Raw genomic sequence first — 26967 nt, 5'->3', positions numbered from 1 at the left:
CTCGACTACGACGAGCTCCGCGAACTGATCCTGGACGCCTGGTCCATGTGCGTCCCCAAGAAGGTCCGAGCCGAGTACTTCGGCACCGACTGACGGGGCCCAGGGCAACCATCTCCTCCTCAGGTAGTACCCCGAAACCCTCCCGGCGACCGATGAGCGACGGCCTCCCGCAGCGCACTCTGGACTGTATGACCGGAGACTTCCTACCCCACCGCCGCCAGGCCTCTCTCAAAGCCCAGCTCGTGACCATCGTCGTCTTGCTGGCCGCCGCGGCGGTGGGTTGGTACTTGTTCGCCTAGGACTCCCAGCGGACGTCTGCTTCGCCGGGGCGGACTACGCCGGCTTCGTAGGCGACTACTACTGCTTGGACTCGGCTGGAGAGGCCTAGTTTGGACAGGACGCTGCTGACGTGGGTCTTGACCGTGGTCTCGCTGACGAAGAGTTTGGTGGCGAGGTCGCGGTTGGACAGGCCGCGGGCCATCCAGACCAGGATCTCGCGTTCGCGTTCGCTCAGCTGGCCGAGCAGCCCGGTCCAGCGACCGTCCGGCTGGGGTACGGCGGGCGCCGTCGTACCACTGCCGACCTGGCGCTCGAGCTCCATGCACCGCTCCAGCAGCACCCGCGTCGACGCCGGGTCGACCAGCGAGTCGCCTCGGTGCACCGCGCGTACCGCCGACACCAGCAGATCCGGATCGGTGTCCTTCAGCAGGAACCCCGAAGCGCCGGCACGCACCGCGCTCAGCACGTATGCCTCGTCGTCGAACGTCGTCAGCACCAGTACGGCGGGACGCGACCGGCCGGCCGCCTTGTTCGCCGTCGTGATCCGCTCGGTCGCGACCAGCCCGTCCATCACCGGCATCCGGATGTCCATCAGCACGACGTCCGGGTCGTACCGGTCGATCAGCCGCAGCGCCTCCTCGCCGTTCTCGGCCTGGGCGATCGTGGTCAGGTCGGGCTCGTGGTCGAGGATCATCGCCAGGCCCATCCGGATCACACCCTGGTCGTCGGCGACCAGCACCTTGATCTCGTCCGTCACGTCTGTGGCGGCAGCCATGCCTGCACCCTCCATCCACCCAGTGGGCCGGCCGCGACGGCCAGCGTGCCGCCGACCGCCGTCGCCCGTTCCCGCATCCCGATCAGCCCGTTGCCGCGGCCGCTCTCGCTCCGCTGGGCGGTCTCCAGCACGTTGACCGGCGGCGGTCCACCGCTGCCGTTGTCGTCGATGGTGAGGAGCTCACCCTGCGGTCCACTCTGCCAGGTCACCTGAGCCGCGGTCGCCTTCGCGTGCACCATCACGTTGGTGAGCGCCTCCTGGATGATCCGTACGGCGGTCAGGTCGGTGACCGAGGTGAGTTGCCGCTGCCGGGCGGGCAGCGTCATCGTCACGTCCACCCCGACCGCCTTCAGCCGGTCGCCCATCCGCGCCACGTCGGCCAGATCCGGGACCGGCGTGGTGCCGCCGCCGGACCCGGCCGGCACCTCGCCGGCGGCCGGCGAGGCAGTGTTCAGCACCCGGACCGTCTCCCGCATCGCGGTCAGCGCTTCCTTGCCGCTGGCAATGATCCAGCGAATCGCCTCGCGCAGCACCTCGGGCCGCTGGTCGGCCACCCGGTCGGCGGCCTGGGCCCGGATCACCACCGCGCTGACGTGGTGCGAGATCACGTCGTGCAGGTCACGGGCGATCCGGGTCCGCTCGGCGACGGCGGCCCGCTCGGCCTCGACCGCGCGCAGCCGGACCAGCTCGGCGTTCCGTTGCTCCAGCAGGGCCACGCTCTTGCGCCGCCGGCGGGCGTCCGCGCCGAGCAGCACCATGCCGCAGATCAGCGCCTCGGCGAACACGAACAGCGAGACGTCGATGTAGCTGTAGAGGCTCGGCAGGTCGCTGGGGAGGTTGCGGTAGCGGTCGCCGTACATGATCGCCCGGTTCGCGTTGCCGAGCACGATCGCGACCACGGTCGGCAGGCCGATCATCAACCCGGCCAGGCTGCCCATCGTGAAGAACAGGCAGGTGAACCGCCGTACGCCGCTCGACGCCGCCAGGTACCCGACGACGAGGAGCGGGACCAGGTGGATCTCGGACTGCAGCGCCGCGTCGCTGATCTGTGGCTGGCCGAAGATCGTCAGGCCGACCTGCGCGGCCAGGCCGGTGCCGACCGCGGCGTACAGGAACGGGTAGAGCACCGAGACGATCACCAGCATCGTGCGCGGCGTCCGCCGGCCGAAGGCGACCGTGGCGATCAGGAAGAGGCCGGTCACCACGGAGACCATCGGGTTCTGCGGGCGCAGGCTGCTGTCGTTGATCAGGCTCAGCGCCGCGAACCAGCCCAGCCCGATGACCGCAGCGAGCAGCAGATCCTGCTGCAACTGCGGTAACCGGCGCCAGACACTCCACACGTCGCCCAGCGTAGTCAGACGGTGTTTGCCGAAGCTTCATCTGCCCGGACGGGCGGTCTCTCCAACTTTTGGAGGAGGCTGAGCGTCCGATTTGATACTCAGGGCCTACTTCCGGGTCCCGATGACGGTCCCTGGGGCCGATGCGACCGCCGCCGGAATCCGAGAGGCTCTACCCATGACAGTGTTGATGCCGCGACTCCGTCGCGGCGGGCCATGGGGCTTTGACTCCCGGCCTTCCCTCGTCACTCCAGTCGCTTCGCTCCCTCCGCTCCTCAGTCCAGGCCGGGAGGCCCCATGACCGGCGAACAGCCGCCGCGCCGCACCGGCTCGGTGCGGATGCGGTTGCTGTCCGTGACGGGGTTCGGGGTGGTGGCGCTGGCGGTGGGGTCGCTGCTGCTCTGGCACGGGCAGGTGGGGGAGCTGCTCGGGCTGGCCGCGGACAAGGAGCCGGTCGTCTCGAGCGTCAACGCGCCGGCTGTCTCCGAGCCGCCGGTCACCCTCGTCACGCCGACGCCCACCCGGACCAGGAAGCCGGTCAAGACGCCGACGAAGACCCCGACCAAGAGCCCGACCAAGTCGCCGACGAAACCGGTGTACGGCGAGGAGAGCATCAACGGGCTGTCGCCGATCCTGAAGTCCCGGCTGAATAGGGCGATGACCGCCGCGAAGGCGGACGGCGTGACGCTGCGGATCACCTCCGGCCGCCGGACCAAGGCCAAGCAGCAGCGGCTGTTCGACGAGGCGATCGCGAAGTACGGCTCGTACAAGGCGGCGACCCGGTGGGTGCTGCCGCCGAAGTACTCCGCGCACGTCGAGGGCAAGGCCGTGGACATCGGCCCGGCGGCCGCCATGCAGTGGCTGAACAAGAACGGCTGGCGCTACGGCGTCTGCCGCCGCTACGACAACGAACCCTGGCACTTCGAAGCGCTGAGCACCCCCGGCAAGAAGTGCCCGCCGCGCGAACCGTACGCGCGACCGGTTGCCGACTGACCCCACACCGAGAACAGGAGCCGACCATGACCATGACCATGCCGTTGACCTACGCCCAGCCGCTGCCCCGGCGTTACACCCGCACCCGGTTGACCGTCCCGGCGTTGTGGCGGCAGGTGATCGGCGGAGGCGAGCAGGGAGCGGAGGCGATCGTGCCGGAGCCGGACCGGTCGGCGTACACGCAGCTGGAGATCTACGACGGCGTCCTGGCCGCGTTCGAGCGCCGCGACGAGGTCGCCGAGGTGCTGAAGAGCTCGGCGGACCGGGCGACCGTCGTACGTCGGCTGCGGGAGCGGCTCGGGCTGAGCCAGCTGCAGGCGACCACGCTGGTCGATCTGCCGCTGACCACCGAGTGCCGCGACCGGATCGCTCACCGTGCCGCCGAGCTGCGTGCAGCACTGAATCGCTGACCCGGGCGGCTCGCGCGGACCTGCGAGGTTTGCGTCGCTTGGGGAGGATGGAGGAGTGATCACCATCGAGCAGGCCGGGCGACTGCGTAAGGCCGGGGTGCTGTGGGCGCCCGCGGCGGGGGACCGTTTCATCGTGCCGGACCGGGACATGGACGAGGACGTGTTCGTGGTGAGCGACATGACCGTCGAGGTGCACGACTACCAGGGCAGCAAGGTGATCGGTTTCAACGGCACCACCGAGTGGGCCCTGGACAGCATCGAGCAGCGCGAGGTGATCTGGCTCCCGCGCGAGGAGCAGCTCCGCGCCCTCCTCGGCGACCACTTCCGCACCCTCGAGGCCGTCCCCGGCGGCTACCGGGTCGAGCTCACCGACAGCTCCCACTCCGCCGACGACGCCGAACAGGCCTACGCCAAAGCCGTCATCCACCTGCTCGGCGCCTAACGCGGAGTTGCGGGCCTCCAGTACTGCTTGCGCTCCTTGTCCTTCACCGTGAAGCCGAGCTTGGACACCTCGTCCCGGAGCTCACGGAGGTCGGCCTTGCCCTTGTCCCCGTCGTCGAAAGCTTTCGCCCGCGCCTTGAGTACGGCGTTCACCGCCGGCGGCAACTCGGGTTCGTCCTCGACCCACCGGCGGAACCGGTCGGCGTGCGGATCACCGCTCTCCGACCACGGGTAGCCGTGCGTCCGGAACGCCGCCGGGATCTGCTTGGCCTCGGACTTCAGCTGGTCGTGCTTCTCCCGCGCGAGCTCCCGCGAGGTCGAGTCCTGCAGCACGATCTCCTTGCCGTCCAGGAACGCGACCGCCACCTTCTCCCGCGGCACCGTCACCGTCTTCTGGTTCTTCAGGAACTCCACCGACTGCCGGGTGATCGTCACCTTGAGCGTGTCCTCGAGCGCCATCGCCGCGAGCAGCACCCCGGCGAGCAGCCCGATCACGATGCAGATCGCGCCGACCCACCAGGCGTCCCAGCCGGCGATCAGCTTCAGCGGCCCCTGGAACGGCACCCAGTCCTGGCTGCTCGCCCAGTCCGCGATCCGCGGCAGGAAGAACCCGAGCACCAGCCCGACCAGCGGGAAGCCGCCGAACAGGACGACCTTGTCCGTGGTCGAGTGCCCGATCACGGTGCGGTCGGGTGTGTGCGTCGTCGGCCCCATGGCCCGAACATAGCGCGGCGCCGAGAAACTTTAGTATCGAATCACGACGACTGGAGGACCCCTTGACGGACGCCGGCGCGATGCTTCGGTTCCACTGATGCTGATCACCGACCCGGCGGACCTGGACCCGGCCAGCGCCGACCCTGTCGAGCTCTCGCCTGCGCTGCTCGAGCGCCTCGCCGCGATCCGGTCGGAGATGCTGGCCGCCCTCGATGCCGGCGACCCGGTCTACGGCGTGAACACCGGGATGGGTGCCCTGAGCAAGCGTCGCCTCACCGAGGACGAGCAGCGCGTGCACCAACGCGACCTGCTGCTGGGCCGCGCCGTCGGCGGTCCGCCCTGGCTGCCGGCCGACGAGGCGCGTGCGGTGCTGATCGGCCGCCTGCGCACCTTCCTGACCGGCGACGCGGGCGTCTCCGTCGAGCTCGTCCAGCAGTTAGTTGCCTACATCAACAGTGGTGAGGTGCCCGAGATCCCAGCCGGCGGGGCCGGATCGGCCGGCGAGATCATCCCGCTGGCGCACGCGTTCGGTCCGCTCGATTTCGACCTCGGGCCCAAGGAGGGCATCGTGCTGCTGGCCGGCATTCCGGGCGCGACCGGACGGGCGGCACTCCACGTGACCCGCACTCGCCGGCTGGCCGACCACCTCACCGCGGTCGCCGCCGGCGCGATCGCCGTGATCGGCGCGAACCGCGATCCCTACCACCCGCTCGCGGCGCGCGGCGACGACGTGCTCGCCGACGAGCTCGCTCGCCTCCGCGAGTTGGCTGGCCCCGAGCCCGAGCCGCGGTCGCTGCAGGCGCCCGTCTCGTTCCGCGTCGCCGGGCAGGTGAACGCACATCTCCGGCGGACCATCGACCGGCTCGCGGAAGCGGTCGACCGGGCGTTCACCGGGGTCACCGACTCACCGGCGTACCTGGACGGCGAGTTCGTCGGCACCGCGGGCTTCCACGGGATCGACCTCGCCGCGCACTGCGATCACCTGACCGCGGCGCTCGCCCACGCCGCCGAGGTCTCCACGGCGCGACTGCACCGATTGCTGGATCCGGCGGTGACCGGGCTGCCTGCCCAGCTCGCTCTCGATCCTGGTCCACAGGCCGGGCTGGTCGCCGTACACAAGCGCGCGGTCGCCACCAGCCACGCCCTCCGTCGCCTGACGTTGCCCACGGCAATCAGTACGGCGGAGACGTCGAACGGTCAGGAGGACGTGCAGAGCTTCTCCTGGGAAGCGGTCGGGGTGCTCGCCGAGGCCGTCCGGCTGACTCGCGAGGTCACCGCCTGCGAGCTGCTCGCCGTCCACCAGGCCTTCGCCTTGTCCAAGCGCCCGATCCCGCCCGGGCTCCAGGAACTGATGCACGCCGTGGCGAGCGTCGTACCGCCGATCGGCGCGGACCGGCCGTTCGGGAAGGACCTGACCAGGTTGCTCGAGTCGGTGCTCCAGGCCTGACCGACCATGGGTTGATCGTAAGAGCCAGCGCGACACGCGGGTGCGCGGAAGTCGTAAGTAGCTTGCGCTGGGTCTGTGTCGTTGGGTCATATGCCATCCACTAGCCTGATCCACCCGAAGTCGGCGGAGATGGAGGAGATCCTTGAAGCGGTTCGTGGTCCCGCCGACCTGGCCGTCGCCGCCCCGCCGTAGCTGGGTCCCGCCCAAGACCTGGCATCCCGACCCGTCCTGGCCACCGCCGCCCGAGGGCTGGCGGTTCTGGGTCGACGGCAAGGGCAACCCGGTCCGCGGACCGGTCGGCCGGTACGGCGGCCCGACCCGCAAGGCGATGTACGCCGGGGTCGGCGCGATGGTCCTCGTGCTCGGCGTCAACTTCTGGGCGTTGTCCGCGATCGGCTTGTTCGGCGGCGACTCCGGTGGCACGCGGGCGGTGCATGTCGTCGACGACAGTTCGCCGACGCCGACCGTCGTACCACCGAAGGTCACGCAGTCGACGCCGGCGCCGCCGCCCGTGCAGAAGACGACGGTGACTCCGACCCAGAAGCCCACCCAGACCCCGACCCGGCGGCCGACCAAGTCGCGGACCACCGAGCGGGAGTCGGAGGATCGCTCCGAGCCCACGCCGACCCGGACGCCGACCGCGACCAAGACCACCCGCCCGCCGCGGCCGAGCATGACCACTCCGCCGAGCCGCGAGGAGCTGATCCGGCAGTACTGCATCCAGCAGGGTTACGACCCCGAGTGGTGCGACCCCGAGAACTGGCCCACCAACCCGGCCGACGACCCGCGCAACGAGGAGCCCTGAGCCTCAGTCCTGCGGCGGTAGCTTGCGATTCGGGTAGAGGTCCGGGATCGGGATGGGCATCCGCCACAGCTGCTTCTGCGGGTGGAGCAGCCCGTGGCGTACGGCGACGTGCCGCAGCAGCCGGAGTGGACCGGCGATCAGGACGAAGGCCAGCGGAAGCTCGACCAGGAACGCGCTGAGCAGCGCCTGGGTGAGGTCGGCGCCGCGCTGACTGGTCATCACGTCGAACCAGGCGTCGCAGATCAGCAGCACGCCGGAGGCGAACGCGGTCGGGAACACCAACTGCTTACGCTTCCAGCCGGCGATCGCCGTCAGCATCAGCATGGTGAGCAGCAGGATGTCGAAGCCGACCCAGGTGGCGACCCAGTTCCGTGCGAAGTAGTGGCTGGGCAGGGTGACGGCCAGGTAGACGGTCCACGGGACCAGGGCGAGCGCGCAGAGCAGCATCAGCACAGTCCGCCACTTGCGGATCCGCTCGATCGTTCGCAGCGGGATCATCGGACTCGAGGTGCGCGCGAGTCGCAGGATCAGGTCCCGCCGTTCGGCCGCCGTCATCGCGGCGATCTGTTCGTCGGTCAGGGTCACGCCTCCAGTATTCCTTGTGACTGCATTCACAAGCCGGTAGAATCGACGCCGGGAGGTGCCTGTATGACCGAGCGCAAGCCACCGGGCATGAGTACCCAGGACTGGGTCGAGGCCCAGCTCCAGCGGGCCCAGAACGCCGGTGAGTTCGACAACCTGGCGGGTGCGGGCAAGCCGCTGACCAAGCTCGCCAGCCCGCACGATCCGGACTGGTGGGTGAAGGACTTCATCCGCCGCGAGAACATCGAGACCGAGGCGCTGCTGCCACCGGCGGTCCTGCTCCGCAAGGAGAAGCAGCAGGTCCACGACAAGGTGCGCGGAATGCGCCGCGAGTCCGACGTCCGCGAGTACCTGGCCGACCTGAACCGGCGGATCCTGGTCAACATCCGCGACACCACCGGACCGGTCGTCCCGGTCGGCACCGTCGACGAGGAGGCGATCCTCGACCAGTGGCGCGCCGAACGGCCTGACCCGGCCCGGGTCCGAGAGCGCGAGCCGGAGCCGGAGCGGAAGAAGTCGATCTGGCAGAAGCTGTTCAGCTGAGCAGTTCGCGCGCGGCCGTCTCGATCTCGCGCTCGCTGACCAGCACCCGGTGAGCCGCCGCGCCGAGCGGGACGTAGGAGTCGTGGCTGGCGACGCGGGCCAGTCGACCGGTGTACCCGTAGTCGATCAGCGTGGCCAGGACGCCCTCGGAGACACCGCCGGACCGGCGCGTCTCGTCGACGACCAGCACCCGCCCGGTGGCGTTTGCCTCGCGCAACAAGTCGTCGACCGGCAGCGGCGCCAGCCAGCGCAGGTCGAGGACCCGGACGCCCGGAACCCGGGCGGCCACCCGGAGGCTCATCGGGACGCCGTTGCCGAAGGTGACGATGGTCAGCCCGGTCCCGTCGCCGTACGTCCGGGCACGTCCGATCGGCGCCGGTTCACCGCCGTACGGCGTCAGCCACGCGTCGTCGCCGTCGGCGTACAGGTCGCGGCGGTGGTAGAGCGCGATCGGCTCCAGGAAGACGCTGACTGTGCCGGACGAGCGGGCCGCCGCCGCGCAGGTGTGCAGCATCGCGGCCGCGTCGTCCGGCCGGGACGGTGACGCGATTACGATCCCGGGGATGTCCCGCAGCACGCCGATCGCGTCGTCGTTGTGGAAGTGGCCGCCGAAACCCTTCTGGTAGCCGTAGCCGGCGATCCGCAGCACCATCGGGTTCGAGTACTGCTCCTGCGAGAAGAACTTCAGCGACGCGGCCTCGCCGCGCAGTTGGTCCTCGGCGTTGTGCAGGTAGGCCAGGTACTGGATCTCCGGAATCGGGAGCAACCCGGAGACTCCGGCGCCCAGCGCCAGCCCGAGGATCGACTGCTCGTCCAGCAGGGTGTCGAAGACTCGTGCCGGCCCGAACGCCTTCTGCAGTCCGCGGGTCACGCCGTACACCCCGCCCTTGCGGCCGACGTCCTCGCCGAACACCATTGCCTCCGGGTACGACGCGAGTACGTCGGCCAGCGCCCGGTTGATCGACTGGCTCAGGGTCAGCCGCTCTGTGGTTGTGTTGGTTCGGGGCAGGGAATCCGACACCCGCTTCGGATCAGGCAAGCGCAGTGGGGCGGCGATCGCCTCCGCGGAGGACAGCTGCGGCAGGCCCGAGACCTCGGCGGCGATCCGCATCACCTCGGACCGCTTGTCCTCGTACAGCTCGATCACGTCGTCGGGCGTGTAACCGGCTCCCAGCAGGAGTCGCGCCGTACCGAGCAGTGGGTCGAGCTCCTCGTCCGCGGCCAGCTCGGCAGGCGAGCGGTACGCCGCTTCCACGTCGGAGCCGGCGTGGCCGAGCAGCCGGACGGTGCGGAGCCGGAGGAAGGCCGGCCGGCGGTTCCGCCGGACGAAGGTCGAGGCCTCGGTCGCCATCGACAGCGCGGCGGCGAGATCGGTGCCGTCGGCATCGAAGTACCGCAGGCCGGGCCGCTGCCCGTATGCCTGCCGGATCCAGCCCTCGGGAGTGCGCACGCTGATCCCGATCCCGTTGTCCTCGCAGACCAGCAGCAACGGCATCGGCAGGCCCTGGTACGACGCGTGCAGGGTGGCGTTGATCGCACCGGTCGCGGTCGAGTGGTTCGCCGAGGCGTCGCCGAAGCTGGTCACCACGATCGCGTCGTGCGGCCAGGGCGACGGCACGCCGAGTTTCGCCGACCGCGAGATGGAGAACGCGACACCCATCGCGCGCGGCAGGTGGGACGCGATCGTCGACGTCTGCGGGATGATCGCCAGGTCGTGCCGGCCGAAGACCTTGTGCCGGCCGCCCGCGATCGGCTCGGCGGTGGCGGCCGCGACGCCGAGCAGGATGTCGCGCAGCCCTTCCTTCGAGCCGCACTGCTCGGCGCGGGCCAGGTAGAACGCCCCCGACCGGTAGTGCAGCAGGGCGGGGTCAGTGGGCTGAAGGGCCGCGGCAACGGCGGCGTTGCCCTCGTGGCCGGCCGATCCGATCGTGTAGAACCCCTGGCCCTGGGACTGCATCCAGCGGGCGGCCAGGTCGGCGTGCCGGCTGCCGAGCTGGGCGTCGTACAGGCTGCGCAGGACCTCCTCCGAGAGGTCGCCCGGCGTCGGCTTGAGCCCGCGGATCCGGTCGGCGAACCGCTCGTCGACGCTGGTCACGACCGGCCGCCCGGCGTCTCAGAGCCCGCAGTCGAACCCGTCGTCGTTCGGGTTCGCGTCGGCCAGAACGTCCAGGATTCTGCTCGCGCGGCGAAGGTCCTCATCTGATACATGATCGGCGAAGAACGTCGACACCACAGCCTCGACCACAGGTTGGGCAGCCGCGAGCGCCTCCCGGCCGGCCTCGGTGAGCTCGGCCCAGGTGGCCCGGCGGTCCTCGGGGGTGTTCCGGCGGACCACCCAGCCGTCCTTGTCCTCGAGCTTGCCGATCAGCCGGGTGCAGCCGCTGCGGGAGATCATCAGCTGCTCGGCCAGCGGCGCCATCCGCAGCCGCCCGCCGGCCTGGTCGAGGATCCGCAGCACCTCGTGCTCGAAGTAGCCCATCTTCAGCCGGGAGCGCAGAGTGTTGTCGAGATGCGTGAACAGCAGCGTGTCCGCGCGGTACATCGCCCGCCAGGCGCCGAGCTGCTCGGTGCTCATCGTCGTCGGCATGGTGAGAGTGTACGACGACTGATGCGCATCGCAACAGTTGACATGTGAACTGTTCGTCTGTGTATGATCCCTCGAGACGACCTTGGGGAGGACGACGTGAGCTGGAAAGCGGTTCAGCCGCTGCGGCGCCGGGACTACCGGCTGCTGTGGACGGGCTTGGCGGTCGCGCTGCTCGGCAGCGGCCTGTGGCTGGTCGCGCTGGCCTGGCAGGTGATCGAGCTCGGCGGTGGGCCGGTCCAGTTGTCGGTGGTGACGACGGCGTACAGCATCGGCCTGGTCGTCTGCGTGCTCTTCGGCGGGATCGCGGCCGACCGGTTGTCCCAGCGCAGCGTGATCATCGCGGCGGACGGCGTACGCGGCCTGGTGCTGCTGGTCGTCGCGGGGCTGGCGTTGACCGGCACGCTGGAGATCTGGCACCTGGCCGCTGCGGCGGTGCTGATCGGAGCCGGTGAGGCCTTCCTGATTCCGGCGTACACGGCGTTGGTGCCGAGGCTGCTGCCGGCCGACGAGTTGCTCGCGGCGAACGGCCTGGAGGGCATGCTGCGGCCGCTGGCCCAGCAGGCGACCGGGCCCGCGTTGGGCGGTCTGGCGATCGCGGCGCTGTCACCCGGGGTCGCGATCCTGGTGACCGCGCTGACGTACTTCTTCTCCGCCGGGTGCGTGCTCGCGATGCGGATCCCGTCCACCGGCTTCGAGCCGGTCGAGCCGGGTGAGGTCGAGGACGCTGAGCACGAGCGTGCGAAGCAGTCGATCCTTGGTGATCTGCGCGAAGGCTGGAGGTACGTACGGCAGACCCGCTGGCTGCTGGCGTCACTGCTGTTCGGCACGGTGTTCGTGCTGCTGATCCTGGGGCCACTCGAGGTGCTGCTGCCGTTCGCCGTCAAGGATCAGCTCGGTGGTGGGCCGGGTGACTTCGGCCTGGTGCTGGCAGCGTTCGGGGTCGGCGGGGCGGCCGGTGCGTTGCTGATCTCGTCGCGGAGTCTGCCGCGGCGGTACCTGACGGTGCTGACGCTGCTGTGGGGTTTCGGGTCGCTGCCGATCGTCGTGCTCGGGTTCGCTCGCGAGCTGTGGATCATGATGGCGGGTGCGGCCGTGGTCGGCCTGACGAGCTCGGCGGCGATGGTGATCTGGGGGACGCTGCTGCAGCGCCGGGTGCCGGACCACCTACGCGGGCGGATCGCCAGCCTGGACTTCTTCGTCTCGCTGCTGCTCATGCCGGTGTCGATGGCGCTGGCCGGCCCGGCGGGCGCCGTACTGGGGCTGACGGCCGTGTTCCTGGTCGCCGGGATCGGGCCGGCGGTGGTGTCCGTCCTGGTCGTGTACTTCGGGCGGATGCCGTCGGACGAGATCGCGCACCCGCTCGACCACGAGGAGCCGGCGCCCACCGCTGCCTGAACCGGTTGAGATCGGGGTACCGGGCCCGCATGCGATGGATCCGCCTGCGGGCGCTGCTCACGGTGAACCTCGTGCTCTTCCTGCTGTTCCTGGTGGGACTGCTGCTCACCGGGCACGCGCAGGAGAACGCCGAGCTGGCCGACCACGGGCAGCCGCCGCAGAGCCTCGGGCAGTACGTCGTCTCGTCGTCCTTCGGTGAGGCGGTGTTCGAGAACTGGGAGTCCGAGTTCCTGCAGATGGGGATGTACGTCCTGCTGACGGCGTACCTGGTGCAGAAGGGGTCGGCGGAGTCACGGCCGATCGGCGAGCCCGCTCCGCAGGACGAGGACCCGCGGGAGCACCGGAACGACCGGCAGGCGCCGTGGCCGGTTCGGCACGGGTCCGAGGCGTTGCTGTGGCTGTACGAGAACTCGCTGGCGATCGCCTTCGGGCTGGTGTTCCTGCTGTCGTTCTGGCTGCACGCGGTCACGGGTGCGGCGGCGTTCAGCGAGGAACAGGGGCTGCACGGTGGCGAGCCGGTGACCACCTGGGAGTACTTGCAGACGTCGCAGTTCTGGTACGAGTCGTTCCAGAACTGGCAGAGCGAGTTCCTCGCGGTGGCCGCGATCGTCGGCGGGTCGATCTACCTGCGTCAACGGCGGTCCGCACAGTCGAAGCCCGTGCACGCGCCACACTCGGAGACCGGCGCCTGATTGGCCGCGCCCTTCGGTGGGAACGGTGACGAGCAGCCGTTCGTTCTGGGGGTAGGTCTGTGGTGGTGGGGCGGGTTCACGTGAGGTGTGTCGTGGGTGAGGTCCGGTGATGCGTTCGCCGCTGCTGCGGCGGGTAGTGATCGCAGCTGGTCTCGGAGTCGGGACCACTGGCGTGCTCGCCGGGGTGTTGCTGCTGGGCCCGTTGGCCGCCTCGATTCTGCTGGTCGTCGTGTTCGCGCTCGTGTGGCCGCTGGCGGCGGTGATTCGTTACGTCGCGGATGATGCGCCGTACCAATCCGCGGTGATCGTCGCGGCGGCGGCCGCCGCCGGGGTGCTGTGTCTGCCGGGGCTGGTGCGGTTGCTGGCATGGGGTGCGGTCGGGCTCGCGGTGGCGCTGGTCGTCGCCGGCCTGTTCATCGTGATCGAGCTCGTGACACCGGAGCGCCGGGAGCGCCCGTCGCGCCGGCAGCGGAAGGTCGCGCGGTTGACGGAGCTGCAGCTGCAGGAGGAGGAGCAGCTCATCGCCGCCCTGCAGTGCCCGCTCAGCATCGAGGAGCTCTGCGGCGTCTGGACCGAGACCGCCACCACGCTGGCTCAGGGCGCGGGGCCGCGCGACCGCCAGGCAGTGGCCGAGGTACGGCGGATCTGCCTCGACGAGTTCGAACGCCGCAACCCCGACGGCTTCCACCGCTGGATCGACGCCGGCGCCCCCGCCAACCCGAGCACGTACCTACTCCCTACCCCCGGCGAATAACCTCCACGACCGCGCGGGCCGTCGACTCGGCGGACTGCGGGTTCTGGCCGGTGACCAGGCGGCCGTCGGTGATCGTCTGCGGCGTGAAGTTCGCGGCCGGGTGGTGGATCGCGCCGCGCGCGGTGAGGGTGTCGGCCAGCAGGAACGGGACGACGTCGGTCAGGCCGACCGCCTCCTCCTCGGCGTTCGTGAAGCCGGCGACGTTCTTGCCGTCGACCAGGTAGGACCCGTCGGACAGCTTCAGGTTCACGAGCGCGGACGGGCCGTGGCAGACGGCCGCGACCACCCCGCCGCGCTCGTAGATGGCAGCCGCGAGCGAAGCCAGCGCCTGGTCGTTCGGGAAGTCCCACATCGTGCCATGGCCGCCGGCGAACAGGATCGCGTCGTACGACGAGGCGTCGAGCCCGGCCGCGGTCGGGGTGTGGTCGAGGTCGACGGCGGCGAGGAACTTCTGCTGGATCGGGTCGTCTTCGTTCAGCCCGTCGAGCGGCGGACGCCCGCCGGCCACCGAGACCAGGTCGACGTCGAACCCGGAGTCGGTGAACACCGCCCAGGGTTCGGCGGCCTCGGAGACGTAGAAGCCGGTGCTGCGCCCGGTGTCTCCGAGCGCGGAGTGACTGGTGAGAGCAATGAGTACGCGAGTCATGCCGTCCATGATGTGGTGGTCTTGCCATCGGAAACCAATAGGTGAAGCGGCAGTTAGCCATAAGATTCCTGATATGGGGCCATCGCTCGAGCTGCTCAGGACGTTTCTGGCCGTGCATCGGGCCGGGTCGATCACCGCGGGTGCGGAGACGCTCGGGCTGTCCCAGCCGACCGTGACCGCCCAGCTCAAGTCCCTCGAGGTTGCGCTGGGCCGCCCACTCTTCGAGCGGCTGCCTCGCGGCGTCCGGCCGACCAGCGCGGGCGACGAGTTGGCGAGACGGATCGCCGAGCCGATCGACGCACTGCAGGGGCTCGTACGGGACGAGCTCGACGTGCCGGTCGCGGCAACGGTGCACCTCGGTGGGCCCGCGGACTTCCTGTGTCACCAGATCCTGCCCGCGCTTGCCGACCGGTTCGCGGACGGCCTGCAGGTGCGAACGACGTTCGGGATGCCGGACGACCTGCTCGATCGCCTGCTCAACCGCAGCCTCGACCTGGTGATCAGCTCGGTCCGCCCCCGCCGGCCAGGTCTGCGCGTGACCCCCTTCTACGACGAGGTTTTCGCTCTCGTTGCCGCCCCGCGCTGGTCCACCGGCACACCGGTCACGGCACCCGAACCACTCCGCAAGATCCCGCTCGTCGCGTACGCCGAGGAGGCCCCGATCATCCGCCGCTACTGGCGCAGCGTCTTCGGCACGCGGCTGACGCGGACGGTGGATCTCGTCGTACCGGACCTACGCGGCGTCCTGGCCGCCGTACGCGCCGGCGCAGGCGCAAGCGTGCTACCCACCTATCTCTGCAACGAGGCCTTGTCCTCCGGCGAGCTGGTCCTCCTGTCCGAGCCCGAGCTCCCACCCCTGAACACCCTGTACTTGGCCACCCGCTCGGACGCGGGCCCCCGCAGCCCAGCCGCCGTCATACGAGACGAGCTGATCAGACGCCTAGCGCACCCTTGATGTCGCCGGGCAGGAGGTCAGTGTGCGTGGTGCGCGGTCAGGCGGCTTTCTTGCGGCTGGACGCCTTCTTGCCGGTGGACTTCTTGGCCGCCGCCTTCTTCGCGGTCTTCTTCCGGGGGCTGGTCTTCTTGGCGGCCGACTTGCCGGAGGTACGGCGGCTGCGCGCCTCCTCGACGCTGGCGCGCAGCGCGGAGACCAGGTCGGTCGACGAGGTGGCCTCGGGCTCCTCCTCGTTGAACACGACCTCCTTGCCCTTGCGCTTGTCCGCGACCAGCTTCTTCACCCGCTCGGTGTAGGTGTCCTTGTAGGCGCTCGGCTTCCACTCGCCGCTCATCGCCTCGATCAGGTCGGCCGCCATCGAGAGCTGCTTGCCGGCGGTGGACTTGGCCGGCAGGTCGCCGAGCTCCTTGGCCGGGTCGCGGATCTCGTCGCCGAAGTACATCGTCTCCAGCACCAGGACCTTGCCCTGGGCCCGGATCGTGGCCAGGTACTCCTTGCCGCGCATCACGAACTTGGCGATCCCGGCCCGGTTGGTCTTCTTCAGCGCGTCCCGCAGCAGCGCGTACGACGACTTGTTCTCCTTGTCGGACGGGCCCAGGTAGTAGCTCTTCTGGAAGTAGATCGGGTCGATCTCGTCCAGGTCGACGAAAGTGGAGATCTCCAGCGAGCGGGACTTGCCGGGGGCGATGTCCTCGAGCTCCTCGCGCTCGACGATGACGTGCTCGCCGTCGCCGACGTCGTGGCCCTTCACGATCTTGTCGTAGTCCACCTCGCGGCCGGTCCGCTCGTTCACCCGCTTGTACCGGATCCGGTCCGACGTCCCCTCCTGGAACTGGTGGAAGTCGACCTCGTGCTCCTGGGTCGCGCTGTACAGCCCGACCGGGACCGAGACCAGCCCGAAGTTGATGTATCCACTCCAGATCGACCGTGCCATCGCGCGCTCCTCTCCGACGCCCGGCCCGGTACCCACCTCAGAGGCGGTTGTACCGCTTCCGCGCCTCCCGGCTCTCCTTCTGCGCGTCCCGGGCGGCCCGGCGGGCCTCGTCCAGCTCGGTGCCGACGCGCCGTACCAGCTCCTGGGCGTCGGCGAGCGCCTCGCGGGCCTCGTCGAGCTGGTTGTCCAGGTCCTCGACCCTCGCTTCGGCCTCCTGGGCGGCCGCGACCGCGTCCTCCAGCGCCTGCTTGGCCTTCGCCTTCTCCTTGGCCTCGCGTTCCTCTTCCGCACGCTCGGCCTTCTCCCGCTTGCGCCGAGCGGCAGCCGACTCTTCCTCCTCGGCCGCAGTCTCCGCCTTGCGCCGGTCGCGAGCCCGCCGGCGGCGTTCGTCGGTGAGCGGAGTGACGATGGTCGGTTCGCCGCTCTCGTCGACGACCCCGAACCCGACGTGCCGCAGCGCGCTGCTCAGGCGGCCTTCCCGTACGGCGTCGCCCGCGGCTGGATCCACCAGCGCCGCGTCGAGGGTCTCGCGCAGTTTCTGGCCGACGTCCGCGCTGACCTTCTGCCCTTGTTTCTCGGACAGTTTCGTGGCGTCCTTGGCCAGTTTGTCGAGCAGCTTGTGCCGCTTCGGGGTGAGCTCGCGCAGGCGCTCGCCGTCCAGGTCCGCGGTCGCCTCGCGGAACTCGTCCCCGAGGGCGAGCAGGTCGTCCAGCTCGTCGGGCAGCTCACGGGCGGCCAGGTTCGTCACCCAGGCGGCGACCGTCGGCTTCCGCATCGCCTTCAACCGGGTCGATCCGAGCTGGTCGCCGTCCGCCTTCAGCTGTTTGGCCAGCTCGTTGCGGGTAGCAATGAAGTCGGCAGCCGGGGCCGCGTACAGGGCGTCGGCTGCCTCTTCGAAGTCCACGGCACCGACGCTACCGGAACTCCGCCGTACGCAGAACCACCCCGGCGCGCGGGGGATTTGCGCCGGGGCGGCTGGTCTGCGTGGCGACTACTTCTTGAAGGCGTCCTTCGCCTTCTCCTTGGCCTGCTTCAGCGCGGCCACGGACTGCTCGGTGTCGCCCTTCGCCTGCAGATCGCGGTTGTCGGTCGCCTCGCCGGTCTCCTTCTTGACCTTGCCCTTGGCTTCCTTGGCGGCGTTCTTGGCTTTGTCTCCGATACCCATCGGTCTCTCCTTCACGGGTTCGGGCTTTCCTTGCCGTCCGGGTGCCCGCGGAACCGGGATCCATGCATGCGGGGCGGGTATCGGACGGTATGCGGTTACGACGCAGCGATCCGGACGGCCCCGGCCTGACCAGGCGGGGCCACGGCCGTGGGTTCAGCTACCTCGATCCGGACGGGAAGCGGGTCACCGACCAGGAGACGCTGGAACGGATCCGGATGCTGGCCATCCCACCGGCCTGGAAGGACGTCTGGATCTGTCCGTATCCGAACGGTCACCTGCAGGCCACAGGCACCGACGACGCCGGCCGGCGGCAGTACCTGTACCACGACGACTGGCGGACGACCCAGGACGCCGGCAAGCACGACCGGGTACTGCGCCTGGCCCGCAAGCTGCCCGAGTTCCGCGAGGCGGTCGACCGCGACCTGCGCCGCAAGGGGATCGACCGCGAACGGGTCCTCGCGGTCGCCCTGCGGATGCTCGACTACGGCGTCTTCCGGACCGGCAACACCGAGTACGCGGAGGAACACGGCAGCCGTGGCGCGGCGACCCTGCTGCGTGACGACGTCTGTGTCCGCAAGGGCAAGGTGGTGTTCGACTTCGTCGCCAAGGGCGGGGTGGACCGGGTGGTCGAGCTCGACGACGACCACCTGGTCGAGGCGGTCTCGTCGCTCAGACGCGCCCGGCACGACGAGCCGGAGCTGCTGGTCTACCGCGACGACGACGGCTACCACGGGATCGACGCGACCATGATCAACGAGCGTTTCCAGGAGCTGGTCGGTGACGACTTCACCGTGAAGGACCTGCGCACCTGGACCGCCACCGTGCACGCCGCGGTCGACCTGGCCCAGGCCGACCCGCCGACCACCAAGAAGGCCCTCAACGCCGCGGTGAAGGAGATGCTCGCCGAGGTCGCCGACCACCTCGGCAACACACCGGCCGTCGCCAGGTCGTCGTACGTCGATCCCCGCGTCGTCACGCAGTACGAGGAAGGGCGGACGATCGCGGCTGCGGTCAACCGGCACGGCGACGACCTGAACGACGAGGACACCCGGGAAGGCCTGGAACGCTCGGTGGCGCGGCTGCTCACCAGGAACGAATAGGCGGCCACCCGCGGGGCACCGGCCAGGTCTGTTCCAACGGGAGGAGCCGTGATGCGGGCCTTGGTCCTGAACTGCACCCTGAAGGCGTCACCGAGTGAGTCGAACACCGACCAGCTGGCCGATGTCGTGGTCGACGCGCTGCAGCAGCAGAAGGTCGACGTCGACCGCGTCCGGCTGGCGGACCTGAACATCAAGCCCGGCGTGAGCAGCGACGAGGGGACCGGGGACGACTGGCCCGGGATCCACCAGCAGCTGCTGGACAGCGACATCCTGATCGTCGCCACCCCGACCTGGGTCGGGCGGCCGTCGTCGATCGCGCAGCGGCTGCTGGAGCGGCTGGACGCGATGCTGAGCGAGACCGACGACGAGGACCGGCCGGTCGCGTACAACCGGGTCGCCGGGGTCATCGTCACCGGCAACGAGGACGGCGCGCACCACGTGATCTCCGAGATCAGCGGCGGCCTGGTGGACATCGGCTACACGATCCCCGGGCAGTCCTGGACGTACTGGAACAAGGGACCTGGGCCGGGACCGAGCTACTCCGAGACCGACGAGGGGCACGAGTGGTCGGCGAAGACCGGACGAGCCATGGTCGGCAACCTGGTGGCGGTCGCGAAAGCGCTGGCGGCGAACCCCGTGCCGGCGCCGCCGAGCTGAATGTTCCGCGGGGCCAACGGGTACCGGGCGGGCGGCGTGAAAGGAGTAGATGATGCCTGCAGGATCGAACCGGAAGCGTGAGCGGCAGTACGAGCACATCAAGGCGGGGCTGAAGAAACGCGGCCGGAGCGAGGACACCGCGGAGGAGATCGCGGCGCGCACCGTGAACAAGGAGCGCGCGAGGGCCGGCGAGGCCAAGGAGAAGAGCCGCAGCTCCACCCACGACATCTCCTCGGGCCGCCGGGGCGGGCTCCGCTCGCACAGCGGCTCCCAGGGCCGCACCAAGGAGCAGCTCTACAACGAGGCCAAGCAGAAGAACATCAAGGGTCGCTCGAAGATGAGCAAGGCCGAGCTCGAGAAGGCGGTAGGTCGGTAGTGAAGGCTCTCACCTGGCAGGGCAAGCGCACGGTCGAGTTCACCGACGTGCCGGACCCGCGGATCCTGGAACCGACCGATGCCGTCGTCAAGGTGACGACAACCGGGATCTGCGGGTCCGACCTGCACTTGTACGAGGTGCTGGCCCCGTTCCTCGACCCGGGCGACATTCTCGGCCACGAGGCGATGGGCATCGTCGAGGAGACCGGGTCCGAGGTCCCGAACCTGAAGCCTGGCGACCGTGTCGTCGTCCCGTTCCAGATCGCGTGCGGCACCTGCTTCATGTGCAGCCGCGACCTGCAGACCCAGTGCGAGACGACGCAGGTGCGCGAGCAGGGCATGGGCGCCGCGCTGTTCGGCTACACCAAGCTCTACGGGCAGGTTCCGGGCGGACAAGCGGAGTACCTGCGCGTCCCGCAGGCCCAGTACGGCCCGATCAAGGTGCCGCACGGACCGCCGGACGAGCGGTTCATCTACTTGTCCGACGTACTCCCCACGGCGTGGCAGGCGGTCGAGTACGCCGCGATCCCGGCCGGCGGGACGCTGGTCGTCCTGGGGCTCGGCCCGATCGGGGACATGGCCTGCCGGATCGCCCTCCATCGCGGGCATCGGGTGATCGGTGTCGACCTGGTGCCCGAGCGGCTCGCGCGCGCCGAGCAGTACGGCGTCGAGGTGCTCCGGTACGGCGACGAGGTCGCGGACCTGATCAAGGACCGGACCGAAGGACGCGGCCCCGACTCGGTGATCGACGCCGTCGGCATGGAAGCCCACGGCTCCCCGGTGGCGAAGGTCAGCCAGCAGCTGGCCGGCTACCTTCCGGATGCCTTGCAGCGCAAGGTGATGCAGACCGTCGGCGTGGACCGGCTGGCCGCGGTGTACCTCGCGGTCGAGATCGTCCGGCGGGGCGGCACGATCTCGCTGATCGGTGTGTACGGCGGGATGGCCGACCCGCTGCCGATGCTGACGATCTTCGACAAGCAGATCCAGCTCCGGATGGGCCAGGCCAACGTGCATCGCTGGTCGGACCAGATCCTCGAGCTGCTCGGCGACGAGGATCCGTTGCGGGTGGACGGTTTCGCCACCCATCACCTGCCGTTGTCCGACGGACCGGCGGCGTACGACATGTTCCAGCACAAGCGCGACGGCGCGGTGAAGGTTTTGCTGACGCCCTGACCCGGAGGAACTCGTGCAACAGATCGACGCCACCCCGCTGAGCGACGAGGAGTTGCAAGGCCTCGACGCGTACTGGCGAGCAGCCAACTACCTCTCGGTCGGGCAGATCTACCTGCTCGACAACGCGCTGCTCAAGGAGCCGTTGCGGCCGGAGCACATCAAGCCCCGGCTGCTCGGACACTGGGGTACGACGCCCGGACTCAACCTGATCTACGCACACCTCAACCGGGTGATCCGGCAGCGCGAACGCGAGCTGATGTACGTGATCGGGCCGGGCCACGGCGGGCCGGCGATCGTGGCCAACACCTGGCTCGAGGGGAGCTGGACGGCGGCGTACCCGAACACCACGCAGGACGAGCGCGGGATGACGCGGCTGTTCAAGCAGTTCTCGTTCCCCGGCGGGGTCCCCAGCCACGTGGCGGCTGACGTCCCCGGATCGATCAACGAGGGCGGTGAGCTCGGCTACTCGCTGAGCCACGCGTACGGCGCCGCCGCCGACAACCCGGACCTCGTCGTCGCCTGTGTCGTCGGCGACGGTGAAGCCGAGACCGGGCCGCTCGCGACGTCGTGGCACTCGAACAAGTTCCTCGACCCGGTGCGCGACGGCGCCGTCCTGCCGATCCTGCACCTCAACGGTTACAAGATCGCGAACCCGGCGCTGCTGGCGCGGATCGGCGACGAGGAGCTGACCGCGTTGCTGCAGGGGTATGGTCACGAGCCTTACCTCGTCGAGGGTTCGGATCCGGCCACCGTGCACCAGGCGCTGGCCGCCGCATTGGACCACTGCATGGACCGGATCGACGAGATCCAGCTGGAGGCGCGGACGGCGTCGGAGCGCCCGGCCCGGCCGGCGTGGCCGATGATCGTGCTCAAGACGCCGAAGGGCTGGACCGGACCGCACACGGTCGACGACCAGCTGGTGGAGGGCACCTGGCGATCGCATCAGGTGCCGGTGTCCGGCGTACGGAAGAACGAGGAACACCTGCGGCAGCTGGAGTCCTGGCTGCGCAGCTACCGGCCGGAGGAGCTGTTCGACGAGGAAGGCCGTCCGGTCCAGCTGTTGCACGATCTCGCGCCCGGTCCGGAGCTGCGGATGGGGTCGAAGGGCAACGAGCGGACGCGTGACCTCGAGCTCCCGCCGGTCGAGGAGTACGCCGTACCCGTGAAGCGACCGGGGGCGGAGGACGGCGAAGCCACGAAGGTGTTCGCTGCCTACCTCAGAGACGCCTTCCGGCTGAATCCGGACAATCTCCGGCTGTTCGGCCCGGACGAGACCGAGTCGAACCGGCTGAACGCCGTCTACGAGGCCACGGACAAGGCGTGGCTGGCGGAACGGCTGGACACCGACGTGCATCTCGCGCCGGACGGCCGGGTGTTCGAGATCCTCAGCGAACACACCTGCCAGGGCTGGTTGGAGGGGTATCTGCTCACCGGCAGGCACGGGCTGTTCTCGTCGTACGAGGCGTTCGTGCACATCGTCGACTCGATGGTCAACCAGCACGTGAAGTGGCTGAAGACGATCAACCGGCTCGACTGGCGCCGGCCGGTGCCGTCGCTGAACTACCTGCTCACCTCGCACGTCTGGCGGCAGGACCACAACGGGTTCTCGCACCAGGATCCGGGGTTCATCGACCACGTGGTGAACAAGAAGGCCGAGGTGGTCCGGGTCTACCTCCCGCCGGACGCGAACACCCTGCTGTCCACCATGGACCACTGCCTGCGGACCCGGAACTACGTGAATGTCGTTGTTGCAGGCAAGCAACCGCAGCCGAGCTGGCTGGACTGGGAGTCGGCCGCGCTGCACTGTGCTCGCGGGATCGGCGTCTGGGACTTCGCCAGCAACGACGAGGGCGACCCGGATGTGGTGATGGCCTGCGCGGGCGACGTACCGACGCTGGAGACGGTGGCCGCGGTCGACCTGTTGCGGGAGCACCTGCCCGGGTTGCGGATCCGGGTGATCAACGTCGTCGACCTGATGCGGCTGCAGGACCCGATCGAGCATCCGCACGGGCTGCCGGACGCCGAGTTCGACGCGTTGTTCACCACGGACAAACCGGTGATCTTCGCCTACCACGGCTACCCGTGGCTGATCCACCGGCTGACGTACCGGCGGCACGGGCACGACAACCTGCACGTCCGCGGCTACATCGAGGAGGGTACGACGACCACGCCGTTCGACATGGTGGTGCTCAACAACCTCGACCGGTACCACCTGGCGATGGACGTGATCGACAGGGTCCCGTCACTCGGGAGCCGAGCGGTGGCGACCCGGCAGCACTTCGCCGACCAGCGCGTGCGGCACCGCGCCCACGTCACCAGGTACGGCGAAGACCTGCCGGAGGTCCGCGAGTGGCGCTGGACCTCCTGATCGGGAGCTACTTGGTCATCGTCGCCGAGAGCTCGCTGCGCAAGCGATCCAGGATGCCGCGCAGCAGGCGGGAGACCTGCATCTGGCTGACGCCCAGCTCGTTGCCGATCTCTTCCTGAGTGAGGCCGTTGCGGAACCGGAGCTCGAGGATGCGCTTGTCGCGGTCGCCCAGCGAGGCGACGGCCGGCGTCAGGGTGTGGACGTTCTCGACCAGTTCGTAGCCCTCCTCGGCGTCGGCGACGGTGTCGAGCAGGCTGGTGCCGCCGTCCACGGTGCCGGGCGCGTCGAGGGAGAGCGTGGTGAAGCAGCCGCGGACCGAGGTGGCCTCGACCACTTCGCCGGCCTCGGTGCCGAGCGCCTCGGCGGTCTCCTTATTCGTCGGGAGGTGCCCGAGGCGTTGGGTCAGCTCCGGCTCGGCGGCCGCGATCGAGCCCTGCATCTCCTGAACCCGGCGCGGCGGCCGGACAGTCCAGGCACAGTCGCGAAAGTACCGCTTCAGCTCGCCCCGGATCGTCGGCACGGCGTACGAGAGAAAGGCTGTGGACGCGTCGAGCCGGTAGCCGTTGGCGGCCTTCACCAGACCGAGGTACGCGACCTGCTCGAGGTCGTCGGGGTCGACGCCCTTGCTGCGGTAGCGCGAGGCGATCGACCGGGCCACCGGCGCGTTCAGGAGCACGACCTCGTCGAGCAGTTCCTGGTGGCGTGGGTCAGGGGTGCAATCGGCCTCGAGCAACAATTCGTGAGTGGTTTCGGCGATCCGCTGCTTCGGATCGGCAGGTGTTACAGGTGCGATCGTCACGGTGAGGGACCTCGTCGTGTGTCGTCCTGCAGGAGTGGCGTCACGGCTGAACCACTCCCTCCACCAGATCAAACTCAGCCGTTGCTTTCAACCCCTGAGGTGTTACAGGTGTTTGAACTGGGCACCGGCGGGCCGTGACGAAGTTCACTGGCGCGTCGCAATGGGTGCCGCACGACGGCGGGCTGCGCAAGCTCGTCGCGACGTTGCCCGAGTGCCGTGGTTGTGACCTCTTCGAGGACGCCGAACGCGTCGTCCCCGGGGAGGGTCCGGCACGGGCGCGGATGATGTTGATCGGTGAACAACCAGGTGACGTGGAGGACAAGGAAGGCCATGTCTTCGTCGGGCCGGCCGGACGGCTGCTGGACAAGGCGCTGGCGGAGGCCGGGATCGAACGCTCGTCGGTGTACCTGACCAACGCGGTCAAGCACTTCCGGTTCGAACGGCAGGGCAAGCGGCGGATCCACAAGACCCCGGGCGCCGGTCACATCTCCGCCTGCCACCCGTGGCTGGAGCGCGAGCTCGAAGTGGTGAAGCCTGCTCTCGTCGTGGTCCTGGGCGCGGTCGCCGCCCGTGCGGTCTTCGGAACCGGGTTCAAAGTCACCGAACAGCGCGGCCGGCCGCAGCACCTCGCGGACGGCCGATCCGCGGTCGCGACGGTTCACCCGTCGGCTGTGGTCCGGTCCAGGGAGTACCGCCGCGACTTCGCGCTGTTCGTCGACGACCTCCGCGTCGCCGCCGACCTGCTCAGCGAGTGATCCGGTGCAGCTCGGGGAGGACCTCGGTGCGGTAGAGGTTCATCATGTCGATCGAGTGCGGGCCCATGTTCGCGACGTAGATCTCGTCGAAACCGGCGTCGATGTAGGCCTTGAACGCGTCCACGTGGGTGTCCGCCTTGGACCCCGCGGCGACCGACTGCGCGGTCGACTCCTTCGTCACCAGCTGGCTCGCCTGCTCGAAGTGCCGCGGTGACGGCAGCACCTGCGCCAGCTCGCCGGGCAGACCCGAGTTCCGCCAGATCCGGTGCGCCTGCTCGATACCCTCTTCCTCGGTCGGCGCGTAGCTGACCTTGAACCCGACCTGCGCGGGCTTGTCGCCGCCGCCGTTGTCCCGGAACCGCTGCAGCAGCTCGGCGTCCGGCGACGTGGTGATGTACCCGTCCGCGATCCGCGCCGCGACGTCGGTTGCCTCCGGCCCGAATCCGGACATGTAGATCGGCAGCGGCGTCTCCGGCCGGGTGTAGATCCGGGCGGTGTCGACCGTGTAGTGCTTGCCGTGGTGGGTGACGAAGCCGTCCTCCGTCCACAGCCGGCGCATGATCTCGACCGCTTCCTCGAGCATCTCCAGCCGGACGTCGACGGTCGGCCAGACGTCGCCGAGGACGTGCTCGTTGAGTGCTTCGCCCGTACCGATGCCGAGCGTGAACCGCCCGTTCAGGAACACCGCGCTGGTCGCGGCCGCCTGGGCGATGATGGCCGGATGGATCCGCACGGTCGGGCAGGTGACCGCGGTGGTCACCGGCAGCTCGCACACCTGCGAGACCGCCCCGATGGTCGACCAGACGAACGCGCTCTCACCCTGCTCGTCGTTCCAGGGGTGGAAGTGGTCGCTGATCCACAACCCGTCGAACCCCGCCTCCTCGGCCAGCCGTGCCTGCTCGATCAGCTGGGCCGGAGCGTACTCCTCACTGGACAGGAAGTATCCGATCTTCATCTCGTCTCCCGCTCGCATCGGCTGCACTACCGGCCCGGTGCCCCGGACCTGCGGCGCTATGCACGGGACAGTGCTTTGCCGAGCTTGCCGGCCGCGGTCACCAGCACGCGGTCGAGCTCCAGCCAGCGAGCCATCAGGTCGAGCTCGGCCTTCAGAGGTTGGACGATGTCGGGTACGCCGTCCTCGGCGGTCACCGTCGGGACGACAAGAGCGGAGTTGCGGCGATCGGCTTTCACGTCGACCCGCGCGACGATCCGGTCGCCCAGCAGGAACGGCAGCACGTAGTAGCCGTGCACGCGCTGGGCCTCCGGCGTGTAGATGCTGATCCGGTAGAAGAAGTCGAACAGCCGGTGGGTCCGGTCGCGGTTCCAGATCAGGGTGTCGAACGGCGACAGCAACGCCTGGGCCTGGATCGGCCGGTCCTCGGCTCCCGACCACAAATAGCTCTGCTGCGGTACGCCGGCCACGCGAACCGGGACGAGCTCACCGGCGTCGACCAGCTCACCGATCACCTGCCTGGCGGTTGCTTTAGGCAACGGAAAGTGGCCGCCGCCCTGGCCGCACAGCTCGCGGGCGGTGGCGACCCCGAGCGTCCGGGCCGAGATCCTGACCAGCTCCCGGCGCGCGTCCTCGGCGCTCAGCTCGGGCTGCGGCGGCAGCACCCGCTCGGTCAGGTCGTAGAGCCGCTCGAAGTTGCGCCGGCCGGCGATCGTCACCTGCCCCGAGCAGTACAGGTACTCGATCGCGATCTTCGCGTCCTGCCAGTTCCACAGCTTCCCGGTGCTCGGATCAGGGTCCGGGTCGGTGCGCTTCCGCCGTACCCCGTCCGGGCTGGCCTCGCCGGCCGTGACGGGCCCGCGTTCGGCGACCAGGGCCAGCACGTCGTCGACGTACCCGGGCCGTTCGGCGGTCAGCCTGCGCATGCCGGTGACGACGGACCACGGCGCGGTGAGCGCGGGATCCACGTCGGCGGCGGGGCCCCAGTCCTGGTGCTCGGCCGCTCGCATTCGCCAACGAAACAAGGGGTAGCTGCGCAGCGGGATCAGGCTCGCCTTGTGCGCCCAGAAGTACTCGAACAGCTCCCGGTCCGCACCCCAGCACATCCGGTCCAGCGTGGTCCGCGAGTACGACCCGAGCCGGGCGAACAGCGGCAGGTAGTGCGAGCGGCACAGCACGTTCACCGAGTCGACCTGCAGGACGCCGATCCGCTCGATCACTCGCCGAAGGTGCCGCGCGTCGACGCGTCCCGGCCGCGGCTCGGCGAAGCCTTGCGCAGCCAGCGCGATCCGCCGCGCCTGGTCGATCGAGATCGTCTCACCCGCGGCTCCCAT

Annotated in this window: 29 protein-coding genes; 16 read left to right on the top strand and 13 right to left on the bottom strand. The window is 69.5% G+C overall.

Annotated features, from left to right (window positions below):
- Positions 1–295: 295 nt before the first annotated feature.
- Complete coding sequence (locus ACWCOV_RS34070) at positions 296–1036, bottom strand: response regulator (protein WP_449833471.1); 741 nt, start codon at positions 1034–1036, stop codon at positions 296–298.
- The gene (locus tag ACWCOV_RS34065) at positions 1033–2394 is read right to left on the bottom strand and encodes a sensor histidine kinase (RefSeq protein WP_449833469.1); all 1362 of its coding nucleotides are present in this window, start codon (positions 2392–2394) and stop codon (positions 1033–1035) included. Before ACWCOV_RS34065 ends, ACWCOV_RS34070 begins: the two co-directional genes overlap by 4 nt.
- Before the next feature lie 294 nt (positions 2395–2688).
- Here ACWCOV_RS34065 and ACWCOV_RS34060 point away from each other — a divergent pair, with 294 nt between their 5' ends.
- From ACWCOV_RS34060 to ACWCOV_RS34050, 3 genes are read left to right on the top strand one after another with little or no spacing between them, the layout of a single operon-like run.
- Positions 2689–3384, top strand: a complete 696-nt coding sequence (locus ACWCOV_RS34060; protein WP_449833468.1) for a D-alanyl-D-alanine carboxypeptidase family protein — start codon at positions 2689–2691, stop codon at positions 3382–3384.
- 26 nt (positions 3385–3410) lie between these two features.
- A complete protein-coding gene (locus ACWCOV_RS34055; RefSeq protein ID WP_449833467.1) occupies positions 3411–3794 on the top strand; it encodes a hypothetical protein in 384 nt (127 codons plus the stop codon).
- A 55-nt stretch (positions 3795–3849) separates the two neighbouring features.
- Positions 3850–4236 carry a pilus assembly protein CpaE gene (locus tag ACWCOV_RS34050; RefSeq protein WP_449833466.1) on the top strand — a complete coding sequence of 129 codons (387 nt, stop codon included), beginning with the start codon at positions 3850–3852 and terminating at the stop codon, positions 4234–4236.
- Here ACWCOV_RS34050 and ACWCOV_RS34045 read toward each other — a convergent pair.
- Complete coding sequence (locus tag ACWCOV_RS34045) at positions 4233–4949, bottom strand: YqeB family protein (protein ID WP_449833465.1); 717 nt, start codon at positions 4947–4949, stop codon at positions 4233–4235. The genes ACWCOV_RS34050 and ACWCOV_RS34045 overlap by 4 nt on opposite strands.
- A gap of 97 nt (positions 4950–5046) precedes the next feature.
- Here ACWCOV_RS34045 and ACWCOV_RS34040 point away from each other — a divergent pair, with 97 nt between their 5' ends.
- Together ACWCOV_RS34040 and ACWCOV_RS34035 are read left to right on the top strand one after the other, a co-directional pair.
- Positions 5047–6396, top strand: coding sequence for an aromatic amino acid lyase (locus ACWCOV_RS34040; RefSeq protein ID WP_449833464.1), 1350 nt, complete (start codon positions 5047–5049; stop codon positions 6394–6396).
- Between the two features lie 142 nt (positions 6397–6538).
- Entirely contained in the window at positions 6539–7201 is a 663-nt protein-coding gene (locus tag ACWCOV_RS34035) for a hypothetical protein (protein WP_449833463.1), read from the top strand.
- Positions 7202–7204: 3 nt separating this feature from the next.
- Here ACWCOV_RS34035 and ACWCOV_RS34030 read toward each other — a convergent pair whose 3' ends face one another.
- The gene (locus ACWCOV_RS34030; RefSeq protein WP_449833462.1) at positions 7205–7786 is read right to left on the bottom strand and encodes a hypothetical protein; all 582 of its coding nucleotides are present in this window, start codon (positions 7784–7786) and stop codon (positions 7205–7207) included.
- Between the two features lie 63 nt (positions 7787–7849).
- On the opposite strand from ACWCOV_RS34030, the gene ACWCOV_RS34025 reads away from it, so the two are divergent.
- The gene (locus ACWCOV_RS34025) at positions 7850–8326 is read left to right on the top strand and encodes a DnaJ family domain-containing protein (RefSeq protein WP_449833461.1); all 477 of its coding nucleotides are present in this window, start codon (positions 7850–7852) and stop codon (positions 8324–8326) included.
- Here the strand turns inward: ACWCOV_RS34025 and ACWCOV_RS34020 are convergent.
- Entirely contained in the window at positions 8319–10421 is a 2103-nt protein-coding gene (locus tag ACWCOV_RS34020; RefSeq protein WP_449833460.1) for a thiamine pyrophosphate-dependent enzyme, read from the bottom strand. The genes ACWCOV_RS34025 and ACWCOV_RS34020 overlap by 8 nt on opposite strands.
- 18 nt (positions 10422–10439) lie before the next feature.
- The gene (locus ACWCOV_RS34015; RefSeq protein WP_449833459.1) at positions 10440–10913 is read right to left on the bottom strand and encodes a MarR family winged helix-turn-helix transcriptional regulator; all 474 of its coding nucleotides are present in this window, start codon (positions 10911–10913) and stop codon (positions 10440–10442) included.
- A 96-nt stretch (positions 10914–11009) separates the two neighbouring features.
- On the opposite strand from ACWCOV_RS34015, the gene ACWCOV_RS34010 reads away from it, so the two are divergent.
- From ACWCOV_RS34010 to ACWCOV_RS34000, 3 genes are all read left to right on the top strand, one after another.
- Positions 11010–12308: an MFS transporter gene (locus ACWCOV_RS34010; protein ID WP_449833458.1), complete on the top strand. Its 1299-nt coding sequence runs from the start codon at positions 11010–11012 to the stop codon at positions 12306–12308.
- A 29-nt stretch (positions 12309–12337) separates the two neighbouring features.
- Positions 12338–13000 carry a DUF6766 family protein gene (locus tag ACWCOV_RS34005; protein WP_449833457.1) on the top strand — a complete coding sequence of 221 codons (663 nt, stop codon included), beginning with the start codon at positions 12338–12340 and terminating at the stop codon, positions 12998–13000.
- A gap of 109 nt (positions 13001–13109) precedes the next feature.
- Complete coding sequence (locus ACWCOV_RS34000; protein WP_449833456.1) at positions 13110–13754, top strand: hypothetical protein; 645 nt, start codon at positions 13110–13112, stop codon at positions 13752–13754.
- Here the strand turns inward: ACWCOV_RS34000 and ACWCOV_RS33995 are convergent.
- On the bottom strand, positions 13738–14400 hold the full coding sequence (locus ACWCOV_RS33995) for a type 1 glutamine amidotransferase domain-containing protein (RefSeq protein WP_449833455.1): 663 nt from the start codon (positions 14398–14400) through the stop codon (positions 13738–13740). The genes ACWCOV_RS34000 and ACWCOV_RS33995 overlap by 17 nt on opposite strands.
- Before the next feature lie 73 nt (positions 14401–14473).
- Between ACWCOV_RS33995 and ACWCOV_RS33990 the strand changes: the two genes are divergently transcribed.
- Positions 14474–15355, top strand: a complete 882-nt coding sequence (locus ACWCOV_RS33990; protein WP_449833454.1) for a LysR family transcriptional regulator — start codon at positions 14474–14476, stop codon at positions 15353–15355.
- A gap of 37 nt (positions 15356–15392) precedes the next feature.
- Here ACWCOV_RS33990 and ku read toward each other — a convergent pair whose 3' ends face one another.
- The 3 genes from ku to ACWCOV_RS33975 all read right to left on the bottom strand — a co-directional run bounded on the left by ku (position 15393) and on the right by ACWCOV_RS33975 (position 17454).
- A complete protein-coding gene (ku, locus tag ACWCOV_RS33985; RefSeq protein ID WP_449833453.1) occupies positions 15393–16289 on the bottom strand; it encodes a non-homologous end joining protein Ku in 897 nt (298 codons plus the stop codon).
- A gap of 37 nt (positions 16290–16326) precedes the next feature.
- Positions 16327–17193, bottom strand: coding sequence for a hypothetical protein (locus ACWCOV_RS33980; RefSeq protein WP_449833452.1), 867 nt, complete (start codon positions 17191–17193; stop codon positions 16327–16329).
- A gap of 87 nt (positions 17194–17280) precedes the next feature.
- Entirely contained in the window at positions 17281–17454 is a 174-nt protein-coding gene (locus ACWCOV_RS33975) for a CsbD family protein (protein WP_449833451.1), read from the bottom strand.
- Positions 17455–17543: 89 nt separating this feature from the next.
- On the opposite strand from ACWCOV_RS33975, the gene ACWCOV_RS33970 reads away from it, so the two are divergent.
- Genes ACWCOV_RS33970 through ACWCOV_RS33950 form a run of 5 tightly spaced genes read left to right on the top strand, consistent with a single transcriptional unit; the run spans position 17544 to position 23127 of the window.
- Positions 17544–18554: a DNA topoisomerase IB gene (locus ACWCOV_RS33970; RefSeq protein ID WP_449833450.1), complete on the top strand. Its 1011-nt coding sequence runs from the start codon at positions 17544–17546 to the stop codon at positions 18552–18554.
- Positions 18555–18605: 51 nt separating this feature from the next.
- Positions 18606–19211: a flavodoxin family protein gene (locus tag ACWCOV_RS33965; RefSeq protein ID WP_449833449.1), complete on the top strand. Its 606-nt coding sequence runs from the start codon at positions 18606–18608 to the stop codon at positions 19209–19211.
- 52 nt (positions 19212–19263) lie between these two features.
- Positions 19264–19587, top strand: a complete 324-nt coding sequence (locus ACWCOV_RS33960) for a plasmid stabilization protein (RefSeq protein ID WP_449833448.1) — start codon at positions 19264–19266, stop codon at positions 19585–19587.
- A complete protein-coding gene (locus ACWCOV_RS33955) occupies positions 19587–20759 on the top strand; it encodes a zinc-dependent alcohol dehydrogenase (protein ID WP_449833447.1) in 1173 nt (390 codons plus the stop codon). The genes ACWCOV_RS33960 and ACWCOV_RS33955 overlap by 1 nt, the downstream gene beginning before the upstream one ends.
- A gap of 13 nt (positions 20760–20772) precedes the next feature.
- Complete coding sequence (locus ACWCOV_RS33950; protein ID WP_449833446.1) at positions 20773–23127, top strand: phosphoketolase family protein; 2355 nt, start codon at positions 20773–20775, stop codon at positions 23125–23127.
- Positions 23128–23134: 7 nt separating this feature from the next.
- On the opposite strand, the gene ACWCOV_RS33945 is transcribed toward ACWCOV_RS33950, so the two are convergent.
- Positions 23135–23926 (bottom strand): sigma-70 family RNA polymerase sigma factor, encoded by a 792-nt coding sequence (locus tag ACWCOV_RS33945; RefSeq protein ID WP_449833445.1) that lies wholly within the window; start codon positions 23924–23926, stop codon positions 23135–23137.
- Positions 23927–24060: 134 nt separating this feature from the next.
- Between ACWCOV_RS33945 and ACWCOV_RS33940 the strand changes: the two genes are divergently transcribed.
- Complete coding sequence (locus ACWCOV_RS33940; protein ID WP_449833444.1) at positions 24061–24681, top strand: UdgX family uracil-DNA binding protein; 621 nt, start codon at positions 24061–24063, stop codon at positions 24679–24681.
- Here ACWCOV_RS33940 and ACWCOV_RS33935 read toward each other — a convergent pair.
- Both ACWCOV_RS33935 and ACWCOV_RS33930 read right to left on the bottom strand, forming a co-directional pair.
- The gene (locus tag ACWCOV_RS33935) at positions 24671–25636 is read right to left on the bottom strand and encodes a TIGR03557 family F420-dependent LLM class oxidoreductase (protein WP_449833443.1); all 966 of its coding nucleotides are present in this window, start codon (positions 25634–25636) and stop codon (positions 24671–24673) included. The genes ACWCOV_RS33940 and ACWCOV_RS33935 overlap by 11 nt on opposite strands.
- Before the next feature lie 56 nt (positions 25637–25692).
- Positions 25693–26967 (bottom strand): winged helix-turn-helix domain-containing protein, encoded by a 1275-nt coding sequence (locus tag ACWCOV_RS33930; protein ID WP_449833442.1) that lies wholly within the window; start codon positions 26965–26967, stop codon positions 25693–25695.

The sequence above is a fragment of the Kribbella sp. NPDC002412 genome, assembly GCF_053592935.1.
This window is presented reverse-complemented; position numbering and strand designations above follow the sequence as displayed.